This window comes from Sulfurihydrogenibium sp. YO3AOP1 (genome assembly GCF_000020325.1).
Taxonomy (GTDB): Bacteria; Aquificota; Aquificia; order Aquificales; family Hydrogenothermaceae; genus Sulfurihydrogenibium.
In genome coordinates, this window is sequence record NC_010730.1 from 982,095 (window position 1) to 997,603 (window position 15,509).

Genomic DNA, 15,509 nt, shown 5'->3' on the forward strand with positions numbered 1-15,509 from the left:
AACATGACTAACATCAAAGATTTAGAAAGTTATATGAAAATTGCTTTAGATTTGGCAAAAATTAGAAAAGGATTAACCCATCCTAACCCAACCGTTGGAGCTGTTATTGTAAAAGATGGAAAAATAATAGGTAAAGGCTATCATACCAAAGCAGGCATGCCCCATGCAGAAAGAGAAGCAATAAAAGACGCAAAAGAAAAAGGATATGATTTAAAAGGTTCTACTATGTTTGTAACCCTTGAACCATGCTGTCATTATGGAAGGACGCCCCCCTGCACAAACGCAATCATTGAAGAGGGTATCTCAGAGATTGTAATCGGAGTATTAGACCAAAATCCGGTAGTAAAAGGTCAAGGAGTAAATATACTAAAATCTCATGGTATTAAAGTAATTACAGGTGTTTTAGAAAAAGAATGCGAGAAGATAAATGAAGATTTTTTTACATACATAAAAGAAAAAAGACCATTTGTCCATCTAAAAGTAGCTCAAAGCTTTGATGGAAAAATAGCCACAAAAACAGGTGATTCTAAATGGATAACATCTGAAAAATCAAGACAATTTGCCCATCAGCTAAGAAAAGAAGCATCAGCCATTCTCGTTGGCACAAATACAGCTTTAAAAGATAATCCAGCCTTAACAGTTAGACACGTAGAAACAGAAAAACAACCAGTAAGAATTTTGATAGACAAAAGATTAAAAGTCCCGCCAACTTATAACATTTATAACAATGAAGCTAAAACCATTGTGATAACTTCTAAATTAGCCAGTCAAGAAAATCTTAAAAGATTATCAGAAAAAGAAAATGTTGAAATTGTGTTTTTAGATTTAGATGAAAATGAGAATTTTAAGATTGATGATATTCTTAAAACGCTATACGCGAGAGAAATAGTTCATCTTTTGGTTGAAGGTGGTAGAGGAGTAATAACAGACTTAATAAAAGAAAGAAAGTTTGATAAAATCTCAATTTTTACAGCACCTATATTGATAGGTGATGATGGAATCTCTTGGCTTGGCTATCTTGGAATTGAAAAAATTCAAGACAGCTTAAAGCTCAAGGTTGAAGATTTTAAGGTTTTAGACAAGGATTTTTATTTTGAGTGTTATCCAGTAAGCTTTTAATGATTGATGAATGATAGGTTTAAGATTTTGAAATACTAACTTTTACTTGACCGTTTGACCACTGTCTATTCTTTGCTAATTTTAGAAAGTTTCAACTTCTCATAGACAAAACGGAAATGTGACGGGTGATGAGGGATGTGTGATGTGTAGAAAAACTTTATCAACGTATTATCTCTAACTTCTCACTATCTCACCTACTCACTTTCTCACTCTCTTCAACAAAATAGCCAGCTCAACAGCTTCTATTGTAGATGATGGGTCTGCTATGTTTTTGCCTGCAATATCATAACCTGTTCCATGGTCAGGAGATGTTCTTATAAAAGGAAGTCCAAGAGTTATATTTACAGCTTTTCTAAAACAAAGAAGTTTTAAAGGAATCAGTCCTTGGTCGTGATACATTGCAACATAAATATCAAAATCTTTGTATCTATTAAACGCAGTATCGGGAGATAACGGGTCTGTTATCTCAATACCATCTTCTCTCAATGTTTTTACAGCCGGAAGAATTATATTTTGCTCTTCATTGCCTATATTTCCATTGTCAGATGCATGGGGATTTAGCCCAAGAATTGCAATTTTTGGCTTAGAAATGCCAAACTTTTCTTTAAACTCTCTGTTTATAAGTCTTACTTTTGAAATTATCTTTTCCTTGGTAATTTGACTTGGAACATCTTTTAGTGGAATATGGGTTGTAATGAGGGCTACTTTTAACTTTTTACACATTAAGACCATTGCATACTCTTTAGCACCGCTTACTTCTGCTAAATAATCTGTGTGTCCTGCATAAGGAAAACCACTTTCCATAATCCATTGCTTGGAAATAGGAAGAGTAATCAAAGCATCTGCTTTCTTTTCTAAAACATCTTTAACTGCATTTTCAAGATAAACAACAGAAGCTTTTCCGGTTTCTTTAGAAGAGCTTCCAAATTCAACATCTAAATCATAAAGATTTATAAGATATATTCCGGATTTTACAACGTCATTTATAGATTTTATCTCTTTTATGTTTAAATCTACGCCTGTTAGTTTTTTTGCCTTTTCTAAAGCTTTTTTTGAGCCGTAGATGACATATGAAATGTTTCTTTTTGGAAGTTTATTTAAAGCTTTAAGAAGAATTTCTGAATTTATTCCTGATGGGTCACCAAGAGTGATAGCAAGTTTTACCAAACAACCACCTTGTTTGATTTTTCTATGAGATTTAATATCTCTTCATAATCAAGGAGTTTACTTTCTTGAATCTTAATTCCTCTTGCTATTACATCTTCTTTGCAAGCATACCAATTATCAATGGAAGGTTGTCTAAGAACGCCATCTTGGATTAAGATTAAAACGTCATTATCTCCGATAATGTCTAAGATTGGAAAATCTGCAGGTTTTTTTATTAAGAATACTGTATCTACCATGTTAGCACTACCTCTGCAGATTTAAGAATTTGACAAATCTCATCTTTTGTTTTTATCTGTATTTCTACAGGAAATTCTTTTAGCTTTATGATTCCTCTTTCGCTTAAAGACTCTTTTTCAGCTATGATGGTTGCATTTAGCATGCCAAGAGCTTCTATAGATTTATCAGAAGAGGGAACGCCAATCATTTCTGACTTCCAATCTGTCAGAGCAAACACGCCATCTTTTATGAAGATTACATAAACTTTATGGTCCATAGCCATTCCGACAGCTTGCCTTAACGCCTCAAAAGTTTTCCAACTAAACGGGTTTGATTTTATCAAGCTTACAGCTTTTTTCTTTGCCATTTTTACATCCTAAGATAAGCTTATGACTTTTTCACTTTCAGAAATGAGCTTAGAAAGTCCATACATACTGCTACTTTCAGCCCAAGATTGTGGCTCAATCTTTCTTTGGTTAGCATTATGGGCACAGTAGTATATCTTTGCTCCCTCTTCTGCCAACTTTTTAACATCATCGTGAAGTAAACAGTAGGTTCCATTTGCCATAAAAAATATGCTCACTTTATCGTTTCTTTTTAATCCAGCTCTTGCAAATTTTACTAAGGTATTAAAATCTGCTGAATAAGGATTGCTTGCCATTATTAAAAGTAATTTCATTTTACCTTTCTCACCAATACTTCCCAGAGGTTTTCACCGATTTGATTTACAGCTAAAACTTCTTGACCTTCCATTTCCATGCTTTTTGGCACATTTTCAACCGATGGCTTGTAATCTAAAATAACTCTTAAAACTTGACCTTTATCCATCTGTTCAATAATGAGCTTACTTTTTACAAAGGTAAACGGGCAAACCTCACCTTTTAAGTCAAGTTCTCTATCTATCTGCATATCTCACCTCTAAAAATGAACTTCACAAGCTTGGTCGTACTCTATAAGCTCTTTTATCGTCGGATTTTCTCCGCATAGATTACACTTTTTATCTTTTCTTAATTTTACGGTTCTAAACTCTGTTGTTAAAGCATCAAATACCAACAGCTTGCCAACCAAAGGCTCACCAATTCCAAGAATAAGCTTTAATGCTTCATTTGCCTGAAGAGTTCCCATGATTCCACCTACTACACCAAGCAAGCCAGCCTCTTGACAACTTGGTACTAAACCCGGTGGTGGTGGCTCAGGAAATAGACATCTATAACATGGTGAAGTTTCTTTATTTCTGTAATCAAAGGTTGTAAGCTGACCTTCAAATCTAAGTATTGCAGCAGATACCAAAGGTTTTCCAAGCATATAACATGCATCGTTAACCAAAAATCTTGTTGGAAAGTTATCCGAACCATCTAAAACAATATCATAATCTTTTATGATATCTAAAACATTTGATTTATCAATCTTTTGATTGTAAGGAATTACTTTTACGTCAGGGTTTAATGCCTCTATTGTCATCTTTGCAGATTCTACCTTTGGAATACCGACTCTTGAAGTGTTGTGTAATATCTGTCTTTGTAAGTTAGAAAAATCTACAACATCAAAATCAACTATTCCGATTGTTCCAACCCCTGCAGCTGCTAAATAGTATAAAGATGGAGAACCAAGTCCACCGGCACCGATAACAAGCACCTTAGCATCTAAAAGCTTCTTTTGACCTACACCACCAACTTCCGGAAGTATTATATGTCTACTGTATCTCTTAATCTGCTCTTCTGTAAACTGAAAAGACATTTTAGTCTCACCTCTCTAAATTACAATTAAATAATTATACCACTTTTGATATAATTTATTATATCCAATATATTGGAGTTATAGTATGATTAACAGCGGTGATCTAAAAACATTTAGTCTCATAGATATACTCCAAATTATCAAAGAAGGCGAAAAGAACTGTATTTTAGCCATCGAAAATAACGACAATGTATATGGAATATACTTTAAAGGTGGCGATCCGGTCTATGTAAGAAAAGTTAAACGAAGCTTTTTCCTTTACATGGATTTAGATTTTGAATCTGTTTTAAAAAGAGACAAAATTTCAAAGCAAGATATTTTTAAAAATTTCGCAGCCTTACTGCCCATAATCTTAAAATTTAAAGAAGGCAAGTTTTCTATAACATCAGGTTTTATAAAATACTCTGAAGACATAAAGCCATTAATCAATACAGAAAAGCTCATCATTCTCCTTTCAAGAAATTTAAGCTTAGAAGAAGTAAACAGAAAAATTACAGACCTTGAACTGATTTTTGAAAAAACAGAAAAAGCTCAAGAACTGTCAGAATTAGCAGACCTTAGCAGTCAAGAAAGAGAAATATTAGTTCTTGTAGATGGAAAAAATAAAGTAAGCGATATTATCGCTAAAATTCATTTTAATAGAATCTTGAAAGATGAAAATATCTTAAATATAAATGACGAAGAACATGTTAAAAAGCTGTATGAAGACAGCGAGCTGTTAGTAAAAAGAGCATTATATGGATTTTTGGCAAGCGGTATAATAAGAAAATTAAGAAACATTAAAAAACCAGAATCTATAATAGAAAGAATTCTATCTTATATAGAATCAAAACCTATTAAAGAAAGTTTAAAAGAAATCTAAAAAGGAGTAGAAAGATGGACAGCAGACAGTATGCAGAGAATATTGCAAAAAAAGCGAAAAATACGGTAAGAAAATTATCATCATTAACTACAAAAACAAAAAATGATGCTTTACTAAGGACAGCAGAATTGCTATTAGAAAGAAAAAGTCAAATCATAGAAGAAAATAAAAAAGATTTAGAGCTTGCTGAAAAGAAAGGATATTCAAAAGCTCTGCTTGATAGACTTGCTTTAGATGATAAAAGAATAAATCAGATGGTTCAGGTTTTAAAAGATGTTGCAGCATTGCCAGACCCGGTAGGCGAGATAATCAACATGTGGACAAGACCAAACGGCTTAAAAGTTGGTCAAATGAGAGTACCACTTGGAGTGATTTTGATTATATACGAAGCAAGACCAAACGTTACAATAGAAGCTGCATCTCTGTGTATGAAATCTTCAAACGCAGTGATTTTAAAAGGTGGAAGTGAGACAATTAATTCAAACAGGATATTGGTTGACATAATCAAACAAGCTTGCAGAGAGACTTGTTTTCCAGAAGAAGCAGTTCAGTTTGTAGATACAACAGATAGGGAAGTTGTAAACCATTTATTGAAGCTTGAAGGATTAATAGATGTGGCAATTCCAAGAGGTGGTGAAAGCTTAATCAGAGCAGTGGCAGAAAATTCAAAAATTCCAGTAATCAAGCATTATAAAGGTGTTTGTAATCTTTATGTTGATGATGAAGCAGACATGGAAAAAGCTTTAAATATTGCCTACAATGCAAAAGTACAAAGACCATCTGTATGTAATGCTATAGAAAATCTTGTAGTTCATAAAAAAATTGCAGATAAATTCCTACCGGAGATTGCCTACTACTTCGGAAAAGCAGGCGTTGAAATGAGATGTGATGAATACAGCTACAATCTGCTAATAAACCATCCAAAAGCAAAAGATACAGAAATAGTTCCGGCAAAAGAAGAGGATTATTATGAAGAGTTTTTAGACTTGATAATTGCTGTAAAAGTAGTAGATAGCTTAGATGAAGCAATAGACTTTATAGAAAAGTATGGTTCTCACCATTCAGACGCAATAGTTACAGAAAACTATACAAAAGGAATGAAGTTTATCCAAGATGTAGACAGTGCGGCTGTTTATATTAATGCATCTACAAGATTTACAGATGGAAATGAGTTTGGGCTTGGTGCAGAGATGGGAATTTCAACTGACAAAATTCATGCAAGAGGACCAATGGCATTAAAAGAGTTAACTATTCCTAAATTTATAGTGTTTGGAAATGGCCAACTTAGAGAAAATGTAGGAATACCAAAAGATGAAAGTGAAATAAAGATAGATACAAATGCATGTAGTTTGTAATGTCAAAACAGATATTTGATATAACAGTTAGAGATGTATCAAAAGAGCTGATTGGATAAGAGGGATATTGCTAATTCTTGGATTAAGACCTAAATTGAAAAAAGAATTTCAAAGATTGATAGATAAGGAGGAAATAAAAATACCAATAACCATAAGAATAAGAAGAGATTTAATAGAAGATTTGCCAGTAATAGGAGAGCTACTAAGAGAAGCTGAAAGAGAAGCTATTGAGAAGGGGGTTAAGAAAGGTTTAAAGAAAGGTTTAAAAAAAGGTTTAAAAGAAGGTTTACAAAAAGGTATGCAGAAAGGAATTAAAGAAGGATTGCAGAAAGGTCTACAAGAAGGCCTCGTTAAAGCAAAACAAGAAGATATAATTAAAGTCTTAGAGACAAAATTTGGAAAATTAAATAAAACAATTAACAGTAAAATCAAGAAAATAAACGATCTAAATAAATTGGAAGCTTTACTTTTAGAAGCTGTAAAATCTGAGAGTTTAGAAGAGTTTAAAGCAAAATTATAAAGACTGGAGCTTTTATGAAATCAATAAATGAGTTTTTTAAAGCCAAGGAAGAAAATAAGAAAATAACTGTTATTTCAACTTACGACTATTGGTCTGCCAAATTATGCGAAGAGGCTGGAATAGATGCTATTCTTGTTGGAGACTCTTTATCTATGGTAGTTCAAGGGAATGATTCCACCTTACCTGTTAGCTTAGATGAGATGATTTATCATACAAAAGCCGTAAGAAGAGGAGCACCTAATACGTTTATTATAGTTGATATGCCGTTTTTAACCTATCATACAACCGTCGAAGAAGCTGTTAAAAATGCAGGAAGGGTATTAAAAGAAACAGGAGCTAACGCAGTCAAACTTGAAGGTGGAGAGCAGATAGCAAAAGCCGTAGAAAGGTTAACATCTCTTGGAATTCCTGTAATGGGACATCTTGGACTTACTCCACAGTTTGTAAATATCCTTGGCGGTTATAAAGTTCAAGGAAAAAGTCAAGATAGTAGAGAAAAAATAAAAAAAGATGCTAAAATTCTTCAAGAAGCTGGATGTTTTTCGATAGTTTTAGAAGCTGTACCCGCAGACCTTGCTAAAGAAATAACAGAAAGTTTAAAAATTCCAACCATTGGAATAGGAGCCGGAAAGTTTACAGATGGGCAAGTTTTAGTTTTTCATGATTTGATAGGAATCTTTCCAAAAACTCCAAAATTTGTAAAAAGATATTTAGAAGCTGGAAATCTGATAAAACAAGCACTTTCACAGTTTAAAGATGAAGTCTTAAAGGAAGATTTTCCAAGCAAAGAACATGAATATTAACATTTCAACAAAATTAGATGATGCTATTGATGTAATAAAACACGGTGGAATAGTAATTACTAAAACAGATACTATCTACGGAATTCTTGCTAATGCTTTAGATAAAGAAGCTGTAGAAAAGGTTTATTTAATCAAAGAAAGAGAAAAAGATAAGCCATTTATAATTTTAATTCCAAATACTAAATTTTTAAAAAAAATCAAAGTTAAGGAAAATCCACAAGCTGAAAAAATTTTAAATCTTAAAGGAATCACTGTAATTTTTGATGTTAATGATCCAAATAACGAGCTTGAATATCTACACAGAGGAACAAAAACCTTAGCATTTAGAATTCCGGATGATCCAGAGTTTCTAAGCTTTTTAAACAAATTAGATACTCCAATAGTAGCACCAAGCGCAAATCCATCTGGTCTAAAACCGGCTGAAGATATAAATAAAGCAATAGAGTACTTTAAAGACAAAGTAGATTTATATATAGACAGAGGAAAGTCTGAGACAAATATCCCATCAACAATAGTTAAGGTTGAAAACTCAAAAATAAAAATTTTAAGGCAAGGTTCGAAACAGATAGATTTATAGTGAGAAGCGAGAGATTGGTAGATGTTTTTTTACATCAACCTTAACTAATCAATTATCACTCATCTTGATTACTATTGCAAATTTTTAAAAATTTTTCATAGGTATCTTTATATTCAGGTTTGTTTTCTATATTTTTAATCTGGTTTAAATAATATTTCGCATTTTTACAATCCTTTATTTCTAAAAATACGTATCCTAAGTTATTTAAAACATCGTCATTTTTATTTATCTCTAAAGCTTTTTTAAAAAATTCTATAGATTTTTCTACATCACCTTTCTTGTAATAAAGATTGCCAAGGTTAAAGTATGCTAAATAAAAATTTTTATCTTTCTTTAAAGCTTTTAAAAATTCTTTTTCTGCTAAATCGTATTCTCCTTTTTTGTAATAAACAACTCCAAGGTCGTTATGTTCTTTAGCTGATAATGGGTCATCGTATACTATAATTTTTGGAAGTGAACACGAAGAAAGCAAAAAGCACGAGACACTAAACAATATTATTCTTGGTAAACTACTAAAATCACCTTTCCTAATTTTCCCCATTTATCTAAGAATTCTCCATAAGACATATTTTTTCTCTCTTCATATCCATCATTTATTATAAATCCATTGTCATTATAACCTATTATAACAACATAATGGGGCTTTGTAATAAACAAATAACCATAATCCAACAATGCAATTACCGGCTTTCTTTCGTCTATAAATTTCTTGATTTCATCTATATCTGATTTTTTAAGAATAGTCTTAAATCCTTTTTCTTTAGCAAAATTTTCTAAATCTGTGATTAGTGCACCTTTTAGATTTCTTGCATATACTGATTTTGCAATTTCTTCTTGAGATATATTTTGTCCATAATATTTTAATACTGATGATAAAGAAGCTGGACCACAAAATTCACTTTTTTGTCTTTCAAAAGGTACATTTAAAACCTCTCCCCCGTAAGAGAGGGAGAAGAGTAAAAAAGAAATAAACAAAAATTTTTTAATCATTCATAAGATTATCTTATAATTATCTCTTTGTTTAAAAGTTTCAATATAACAATTACTAATAAAACAATAATAAGAACCCCTATTGCTGCTCCAATTGCATCACCGCCGGCTAAAACCTTATCGGAAGCCTGAGCTAACATATGGATTTGATTGTCAGACATTTTTGACAATTTTTCTTTAACTTCTTCATCTGTCAATCCATATGCTTTCAGTTTTTCTTTAACAAGCTTATTCTCTAATGCCTTTTGAATTTTGTTAATTTCTTCTTCTCTTTGGTTTATAACTTGATTTTGATTTTCTGAGAAAATACTATCAACCATTGCAGCCGGAGCTGAAGAGGTTGATAATAAAGTCATATAACCTGCTAATGCAATCGCTATTCCTGATTTTTTTAACTTAATTAACATATTTTTACCTCCTAATTTTTTATTAGTAGTATTATAGCAAAATATAAAAGTTATAGGTAAAATGCACAGGTTTAGCTATATAAGCTCATTATTCATATGTAATATGTAATAAGTCTTAAATACGTCAGGTGAAAAATTCAATAAAAGTAGGAGATTCTTCGCTTCGCTCAGAATGACGAATAAGATTACCCTTCCTTTATGCTTATCATTCAACCTTTCGCTGTCATTCTGAGGACTTAAGTCCGAAGGATCTCCTTTTTAGATTTTATAAAAATCCCTAATTTCTCGCCCAAGGTATATGAAATGTGCAATAAGTCTTAAATTTCAACTCTCAATTAAGATAAGGGCTTAAATAAAAATATACACCATTTCCACTTTTATCGTGTATATATCCACAACTACTATTATTTTTAAGCATTTTGTCTTTTACAAAAGACAGTTTATTAGCAGGAGTGCTTAAAACTATACTACAAACTCTATCGGAATTTATAGAGCTGTAGTTATTATATTGAAAAGCTTCAAAATCGGTTTCGTTGCTTTCAAAAACTACTATTTTATCGCTTATGTTAAAAAACCTTGAATCTACGTTAGTGCCAGGATTTAGTATTACAAGCTTACCTTTTGAATTAACATATGTATAAATACTGTTATAGTAAGAATATTTTTTAATGTTGTTAGAAACCTCATCGATAAAAAATCCGTCTATCTTGTCAGTTCCGTATAATGAAAGCCATTTATTTATGTCGCTTGTAACACTGGAAAGACTTCTTTTCCCATATCTTGTATAAACATATCCAATAACATAAAAGCCTTTTGCTTTCAACTTATTGATTGCATCTATATAGTTAGCATCTACCGAATTCCCTGGACCATTATTTGGATTAATTATTACATAGACAATTTTAGATGTACTTAGATTATAAAGCTTGTCCCACTCAGATTGATATTGTCCAACCGGATAGGAGTACATTGGAATTACATAAGACGTTAGGTCAGTTAGATTAATGCTGTTTGAAAACAATTTAGTGTCTGTTGGCATATACTACTGCCAGATGATGAAATTCCCCCTTCGCCACCACATGATACCAAAAAAACAAAAATCACCATTAAAAAAACCTTTTTCATTCTACCACCTCCACTCTACCTTTATTAACTTTATATATTAAATCAGCTCTATCTTCTACCTCCTCATCGTGAGTTATAACTATTAGCTGTTTTAAAAAATTTTTTTCTTTAAAGTCTCCAAGTAAATCTATAAGCTCCCTCTTTCTTTCTTGGTCTAAATGAATTGTTGGCTCATCTAAGATTAAAAAGTCTGTCTTTTCATTAAAAAGTCTTGCTATTGCCAATCTTAACGCTATTGCAAGTGCTATTCTTTGTCCACCGCTTAAAGCTTCACTGGAAACCTCTATATTACTTGCTCCGACCTCTAAAGCATCAAAGATAATATCATATTTTTCTGTAAATCTTAGTCTTGAAAATTGAGTAAATCCAAACTTTTCAAAAAGCTCTTCTGTATACTTAGGTAGTAAGTATAATGCCTTTTCTTCAAGCACTTTGCATACATAATCTATAGATTCTATAGCTTTGCTGTATTTCTCAAGCTTTATTTTCAAAGTTTCTATCTCTTGCTCTTTATTTTTTAGCTCTTCGATAGATTTTTCATAATTATTAATTTCATTCTTCAAGCTACCTATTTTTCCGGATAGTTCTAAAAGCTCTTTTTGATAATTATCTTCTTTTTCTTTAAGAAATTCTTTTTCTTTTAATAGCTTGTCTAACTCTATTTTATCTAACTTTTCTCTTAGTTCTAAGAGTTTTTTATTTTTATTTTCAAGCTCTGCTTCAAATTTTTTTATGTTTTCTTTAATTTTACTCTCTTCTTCAATTTCTTGCTTTGCTTTTAAATACTCTTCTCTATACGGCTTTAATTCTTCAATTTTCTCTTTTGTTTCTCTTAGCTTAATTTCAATCTCTTCTTTTGACGATGCAGAAAAATCTATTTGTTTTAATAGGTTGTTTATCTTCTCTGAAAGTTCTTTAATTTCTTTATTTAGGTTTTCATAGCTTTTTTGAATATTTTTTGATTGTAGATTTTTAAAAAATCCATAATCTTTTTGATGTTCTTTTATAAACTGGTCAATTTCTTCTTTCTGTTTCCTCAAATTTTCTTCATTTTTTAGCTTATGAGTAAAAATGTTAAATTTTTCTCTTGCTTGCTTTAATTCGTCTTCTTTTTCTTTTATTGATTTATAAATTGGCTCTAATTCGGTTAATAACTCTTTTATTTTATCTTGCTTTTCCTTTTCTTCTTTTGAAGATTTTAGTTTTTCGTCTAACTCTTTATACTCTTTTCTTTTTATTTCAATTGCTTGTTCAAGCTCTTTAATTAGCTCTTCTTTTTGATGTTCTTCGATTGGTCTTAGACAGGTTGGACATTTTCCTTCCAGCTTCTGGATACTTTCTAAACTTTCTCTTAAAGCCTTACCTTCAGTTCTAACTTGGCTTAATTTATCTTCCAACTCTTTTATCTCTTTTTCTAACTGCTGAAGTTTTAATTTATTAGCTTCTTTATATTCTTTTATCATTAAAGGATTTAGTTTTAGAGTCTGGAATTTTTGATATATCTTAGTCAGGTCATCTACAATTGCCATATATTCTTGTTTCTTTTTTTGGATATCTGAATTTATCTTCTCAATTTGTTTGTTTAGCTGTGAGATTTCACCTTTAATTTGGTTTATTTCAGCCAATTTTGATTCAATTTGCTTTAAAGAGTTTTGTTTCTCTTCAAACTCTTTAGCTTTGTCTTTATAGCTTTCTAAAAATTTTAAATCTTCTTCAAGCTGTTTGATTGATTCTTCTTTGCTTTCTTTTGTAATGATTAACTTTTCTATTTGGCTTAGAATCTGACTTTTCTTTTCAAGATTTTCAAGTTGGTTAAATTTACTTTCTAATTCTGAAAACTTAGCCTTTAAACTTTCAATCTCTTTCAGCTGATTTTCATAATTTTCAATATTTGCTTTTATGTTTTTTATACTTTCTTCTAACTTTCCAATTTCTGATTGTAAGTATGAAGCTTGTTTTTCTTGGTCTTCTATTTCTTTTAATTTTTGCTTGATATTATTTAGCTTTTGGTTTAGGCCTTCGTAATTTTTTAATAAAATCTCTAATTGATTGTTTAATTCTTCAAGATATTGCTGAATCTGAATTTTGTCAGTTTTTAAAATATCTTCCTGCAAGATATCTAACCTTGTTTTTACTCTTTTTTGATTTTCTTTAAACTGTTCTTGAATTTTTCTGTAAAGATTTATGTTTAAAAGGTCTTCTATGATTTTTTTTCTTTCAGATGGCTTTTCTCTAAGAATCCCTTCTATTTCACCTTGTTTTATTAAGACCGATGTAAAAAATGTTTTTTTAGTCAGTCTTGTTATTTTTGGAAGAATTTTATTTACCTCTTTTTGATAATACGGTCTAAATCTGCCATTTTCATATATAAAAATTTCTGAATTTGTATTTACATTTTTTCCTGTTTTATTTATCTCTTTTATTACTTTATAAAGTCCATCTTTTGTTTCAAATTCAAGCTCTACCTTTGCCTGTCTTCTTCCCCATTTAATTAAGTCTTTAAGATTTCCTTTATCTGAATCTCCAAAAAACGCAAATTGAATAGCTTCAATGATTGAACTTTTCCCTGACCCATTTTCACCAATAATTGCAGTTATACCATTTGGAGAAAATTCTAATTGAGTATCTTCATGTATTAAAAAGTTTTTTAGAACAATCTTTTTCAATATCATTTCTTAACTTCTTTGCCAAGTTTTTCTTCCACTGATTTAATTTTTCCTTCTATTCTATTTTGTGGATTCTTTCTAATATCCATTTTGATAACAGTATAAACTCTATTGCAATCTGGCTCAAGCTGTTTGTATGCTTTATGTATAACTTCAAGGGCTTCTTCCATAGTGTTGGTCTCAAAAACTGTTCCCATTGGAGTAAGTCTGTAAGGTATACCTGATTCATCTATCATTTTAATTATTCTGCTAACATAAGGACTTACGCTTTCTCCTTTATCTGTTGGAAACATTGAAAACTCTACTAAAAACGACATGGCTTTTTCCTCTAAATTAAGATTTTATTATTATAACAATACGTCGAGTGAGAAATTCAACAAAAACATGAGATTCTTCGCTTTGCTCAGAATGACAAATAAGGTAATTATTAACATGCTTTCGTTTTCTCCGTCATCCTGAGGACGTAAGTCCGAAGGATCTCCTTTTATAAAATTATATAAAAATCACTAATTTCTCATCCAAGGTGTTAAGATATTATTATAACAATTTTTAAGATAGATTAAGAAATGTATGTGTAAAGCAAGCTTACTTTTGTTTGGCATCCCGAGGACTTTCTGATGGACTTCCTCTTTAAAAAGTTGAGAAAGCGAAAGACTAAAAGGCAAAGATTCTACTCTCTGTGCCAAAATGACGATATTGATTTTTGCAAGCATTCTCGTGATATATAAAAGAAAATTCCAATACCCAACGTTTGCGAAGAATTTGGTGTAGAATACTGGGATTTATATTAGAATCATCTTTAAAGCCCTACCCTTAAAAATGGTAAAATAAATATATTAAATTATTTTTTCAGAGGTTTAACGATGAAATTAAAAGCCTATAAAAAAGACCTGCAGGAAGCGTTTAAGAAAGTTATATCAGAAAAGAAAACAGCACTTCCTATCTTAACAAATTTCTTATTAAAAGCTGAAGATGGAAAACTAACAGTTTACGGAACAGACTTGGAAGTATATACTTCATACTGGATACCTGCAGATGTTGAAGAAGAAGGTTCTCTTTGTGTAAACTCAAAAAAGATATCAGATATATCAAAAGTTTTAGCACAAAATGAAGCCTTGCTTTATACAGATGGAGAAACTTTAAAAATCACATCAGGAAAAACAAAATATAGCCTACCAACCTTTGAAGCTGATGATTTTCCATTGCCTGAAGCCTTTCCATCTGATTTAGCAGTATCAATAAGTGGTAAAGAACTTTTAAAAGGAATATCTAAAACGATTTATGCTGTTTCAAAGGATGAAAGTAGATTTGCTTTAAATGGTGTTTGTTTTTCCTTTATTAAAGGAAAGCTTGATTTTGTAGCAACTGATGGTCATAGGCTTGCTTTATACTCTACTGAAATTACTGGAAAAGGACTTGAAGGTAAGTATATCGTTCCACAAAAAGCGTTAAATGAGATTAAAAAACTTGTAAGTGATGTTGAAGATGTAGAAGTGGCAGTCTCCGGAAGTAGTATATTCTTTAAAGGTTCAAATTATGTTTTATCTGCAAGATTGCTTGAAGGTGTTTTCCCAGACTATACTCAAGTTATTCCAAATAGCTTTAATATTGAAATAGTCTTATCTAAATCGGAATTGATAGACTCTATAAAGAGAGTTATCATTGCAGAAGAAAATGAAAATAAGCCTATAAAGTTGAAATTACTTGATAATAAACTGATTATATCTACACCGCCAACAAGCGATACTTACGCAGAAGATGAAATAGAAGTAAATTATGATGGCGAGGAGTTTGAGATTGGCTTTAATGGAAAATACATTCTTGAAGCTGTAGATGAGATAGAAGATAAAAACATAGTTGCAAAATTTATAAATAAAGACTCTCAAACTGTTATTATTCCTGAAAATCCAGAAGAGAGATATTTAGCAGTAGTAATGCCAATGACGATTTAACTTGGAGGTTATG

General features: G+C 31.0%; 19 protein-coding genes. 7 read left to right on the forward strand and 12 right to left on the reverse strand.

Annotated features, from left to right (window positions below):
* Positions 1-3 precede the first annotated feature (3 nt).
* Positions 4-1,119 carry a bifunctional diaminohydroxyphosphoribosylaminopyrimidine deaminase/5-amino-6-(5-phosphoribosylamino)uracil reductase RibD gene (gene ribD, locus SYO3AOP1_RS04915; protein WP_012459639.1) on the forward strand — a complete coding sequence of 372 codons (1,116 nt, stop codon included), beginning with the start codon at positions 4-6 and terminating at the stop codon, positions 1,117-1,119.
* 198 nt (positions 1,120-1,317) lie between these two features.
* On the opposite strand, the gene pdxA is transcribed toward ribD, so the two are convergent.
* The 6 genes from pdxA to moeB are packed head-to-tail and all read right to left on the reverse strand — an operon-like array spanning position 1,318 to position 4,239.
* Positions 1,318-2,286 carry a 4-hydroxythreonine-4-phosphate dehydrogenase PdxA gene (gene pdxA, locus SYO3AOP1_RS04920; RefSeq protein WP_012459640.1) on the reverse strand — a complete coding sequence of 323 codons (969 nt, stop codon included), beginning with the start codon at positions 2,284-2,286 and terminating at the stop codon, positions 1,318-1,320.
* Positions 2,280-2,522 carry a DsrH/TusB family sulfur metabolism protein gene (locus SYO3AOP1_RS04925; RefSeq protein WP_012459641.1) on the reverse strand — a complete coding sequence of 81 codons (243 nt, stop codon included), beginning with the start codon at positions 2,520-2,522 and terminating at the stop codon, positions 2,280-2,282. Before SYO3AOP1_RS04925 ends, pdxA begins: the two co-directional genes overlap by 7 nt.
* A complete protein-coding gene (locus SYO3AOP1_RS04930) occupies positions 2,516-2,869 on the reverse strand; it encodes a DsrE family protein (protein ID WP_012459642.1) in 354 nt (117 codons plus the stop codon). Before SYO3AOP1_RS04930 ends, SYO3AOP1_RS04925 begins: the two co-directional genes overlap by 7 nt.
* Before the next feature lie 9 nt (positions 2,870-2,878).
* Positions 2,879-3,181 carry a DsrE family protein gene (locus SYO3AOP1_RS04935; protein ID WP_012459643.1) on the reverse strand — a complete coding sequence of 101 codons (303 nt, stop codon included), beginning with the start codon at positions 3,179-3,181 and terminating at the stop codon, positions 2,879-2,881.
* The gene (locus SYO3AOP1_RS04940) at positions 3,178-3,411 is read right to left on the reverse strand and encodes a sulfurtransferase TusA family protein (RefSeq protein WP_012459644.1); all 234 of its coding nucleotides are present in this window, start codon (positions 3,409-3,411) and stop codon (positions 3,178-3,180) included. Before SYO3AOP1_RS04940 ends, SYO3AOP1_RS04935 begins: the two co-directional genes overlap by 4 nt.
* A 9-nt stretch (positions 3,412-3,420) precedes the next feature.
* Entirely contained in the window at positions 3,421-4,239 is an 819-nt protein-coding gene (gene moeB, locus SYO3AOP1_RS04945) for a molybdopterin-synthase adenylyltransferase MoeB (RefSeq protein WP_012459645.1), read from the reverse strand.
* 85 nt (positions 4,240-4,324) lie between these two features.
* Here moeB and SYO3AOP1_RS04950 point away from each other — a divergent pair, with 85 nt between their 5' ends.
* The 5 genes from SYO3AOP1_RS04950 (at position 4,325) to SYO3AOP1_RS04970 (ending at position 8,356) form a co-directional block, all read left to right on the forward strand.
* A complete protein-coding gene (locus tag SYO3AOP1_RS04950; protein WP_012459646.1) occupies positions 4,325-5,101 on the forward strand; it encodes a DUF4388 domain-containing protein in 777 nt (258 codons plus the stop codon).
* A 14-nt stretch (positions 5,102-5,115) separates the two neighbouring features.
* Complete coding sequence (locus tag SYO3AOP1_RS04955) at positions 5,116-6,456, forward strand: glutamate-5-semialdehyde dehydrogenase (RefSeq protein WP_012459647.1); 1,341 nt, start codon at positions 5,116-5,118, stop codon at positions 6,454-6,456.
* Between the two features lie 67 nt (positions 6,457-6,523).
* A complete protein-coding gene (locus SYO3AOP1_RS04960; protein WP_012459648.1) occupies positions 6,524-6,976 on the forward strand; it encodes a hypothetical protein in 453 nt (150 codons plus the stop codon).
* 14 nt (positions 6,977-6,990) lie between these two features.
* Positions 6,991-7,779: a 3-methyl-2-oxobutanoate hydroxymethyltransferase gene (gene panB, locus SYO3AOP1_RS04965; protein ID WP_012459649.1), complete on the forward strand. Its 789-nt coding sequence runs from the start codon at positions 6,991-6,993 to the stop codon at positions 7,777-7,779.
* The gene (locus SYO3AOP1_RS04970) at positions 7,769-8,356 is read left to right on the forward strand and encodes an L-threonylcarbamoyladenylate synthase (RefSeq protein WP_012459650.1); all 588 of its coding nucleotides are present in this window, start codon (positions 7,769-7,771) and stop codon (positions 8,354-8,356) included. Before panB ends, SYO3AOP1_RS04970 begins: the two co-directional genes overlap by 11 nt.
* Positions 8,357-8,411: 55 nt before the next feature.
* Here SYO3AOP1_RS04970 and SYO3AOP1_RS04975 read toward each other — a convergent pair whose 3' ends face one another.
* The 6 genes from SYO3AOP1_RS04975 to SYO3AOP1_RS05000 all read right to left on the reverse strand — a co-directional run bounded on the left by SYO3AOP1_RS04975 (position 8,412) and on the right by SYO3AOP1_RS05000 (position 13,861).
* Positions 8,412-8,897, reverse strand: a complete 486-nt coding sequence (locus SYO3AOP1_RS04975; RefSeq protein ID WP_012459651.1) for a tetratricopeptide repeat protein — start codon at positions 8,895-8,897, stop codon at positions 8,412-8,414.
* Entirely contained in the window at positions 8,852-9,346 is a 495-nt protein-coding gene (locus SYO3AOP1_RS04980) for a C39 family peptidase (RefSeq protein ID WP_012459652.1), read from the reverse strand. The genes SYO3AOP1_RS04975 and SYO3AOP1_RS04980 overlap by 46 nt, the downstream gene beginning before the upstream one ends.
* Positions 9,347-9,354: 8 nt before the next feature.
* A complete protein-coding gene (locus tag SYO3AOP1_RS04985; RefSeq protein WP_007548223.1) occupies positions 9,355-9,753 on the reverse strand; it encodes a PA2779 family protein in 399 nt (132 codons plus the stop codon).
* A 331-nt stretch (positions 9,754-10,084) separates the two neighbouring features.
* Positions 10,085-10,792, reverse strand: a complete 708-nt coding sequence (locus SYO3AOP1_RS04990) for a spherulation-specific family 4 protein (protein ID WP_012459653.1) — start codon at positions 10,790-10,792, stop codon at positions 10,085-10,087.
* Positions 10,793-10,874: 82 nt separating this feature from the next.
* Entirely contained in the window at positions 10,875-13,550 is a 2,676-nt protein-coding gene (locus SYO3AOP1_RS04995) for an AAA family ATPase (RefSeq protein WP_012459654.1), read from the reverse strand.
* On the reverse strand, positions 13,547-13,861 hold the full coding sequence (locus tag SYO3AOP1_RS05000) for an MTH1187 family thiamine-binding protein (protein WP_012459655.1): 315 nt from the start codon (positions 13,859-13,861) through the stop codon (positions 13,547-13,549). Before SYO3AOP1_RS05000 ends, SYO3AOP1_RS04995 begins: the two co-directional genes overlap by 4 nt.
* Positions 13,862-14,407: 546 nt before the next feature.
* On the opposite strand from SYO3AOP1_RS05000, the gene dnaN reads away from it, so the two are divergent.
* A complete protein-coding gene (gene dnaN, locus SYO3AOP1_RS05005; RefSeq protein ID WP_012459656.1) occupies positions 14,408-15,496 on the forward strand; it encodes a DNA polymerase III subunit beta in 1,089 nt (362 codons plus the stop codon).
* The last annotated feature ends 13 nt before the right edge of the window (positions 15,497-15,509 follow it).